1 protein-coding gene is annotated in these 808 nt (G+C 64.9%); it reads right to left on the bottom strand.

What is annotated here, in order from left to right:
• Positions 1 to 798, bottom strand: a 798-nt coding sequence (locus tag ACSIH6_RS39345) for a condensation domain-containing protein (protein WP_435113980.1), incomplete at its 3' end; no start/stop codon positions are given.
• Between the last annotated feature and the right edge of the window lie 10 nt (positions 799 to 808).

Genomic DNA, 808 nt, shown 5'->3' with positions numbered 1-808 from the left:
TCCGGCCTTGCCGGAGAAGGTGGCGAAACCACCGGCCGTGGTCGCGTCGAACTGACCAAGATAGTTGAAGCTGATCTGCGCGGGAGAACCCAGTTCAGTGCTGGCCCGGTCCGGGCCGTGGGCGAGCAGGCCGTAGCCGATGCCCTGGCGGGGCCTCCGACGCAGGAGCTCCTTGGTCTGCTTGAGCCCCTCCGCGAGATCGGTTGAAGAGGGGACCGGCAGGCGCACGGGCGAGATCGTGGTGAACCAGCCCACGGTCCGCGACAGGTCGATGTCGTCGAAAAGGTCCTCACGACCGTGTCCCTCGAGATCGATACGGACATGGCTGTCCCGGGTCCAGGCACCGACCGCGCAGGCGACAGCGGTCAGCAACGCGTCATTGATCCGCGTGTTGAACGCAGCGGGAACCTCCTGCAGGAGCGCGCGTCCCTGCTCGGTACCGAGAACGGCTTCATAAACACTGCTGCCACCGATGGTGTTGTGCCCGGTGGGTCCGTCCGCGGGAAGCGCACGCACCGGTGCGGACTGCTCACTCCAGTAGGGCAGTTCCTCGACAGTGGTGGTGCTGTCGCTTTCCTGCCGCAACCGGTCAGCCCATTGCTGCCACGAACTCGTCTTCGCGGGAAGAGCGGTTTCCTGCCCCAGACGCACCTGCCGGATAAGGGTGTCCAGGTCTTCGAGGATGACGCGCCAGGACACCACGTCAACGACCAGGTGATGAGCGACCAGAAGCAACCGATCCCTGTCGTCATCGGTGAACAGAGCCGCGCGTAGGAGAGGAGCGGTGGAGATGTCCATGTCGGACTGA

The organism is Nocardiopsis synnemataformans, from assembly GCF_965343085.1.
In the GTDB taxonomy this organism is placed as follows: domain Bacteria; phylum Actinomycetota; class Actinomycetes; order Streptosporangiales; family Streptosporangiaceae; genus Nocardiopsis; species Nocardiopsis alborubida.
This window is presented reverse-complemented; position numbering and strand designations above follow the sequence as displayed.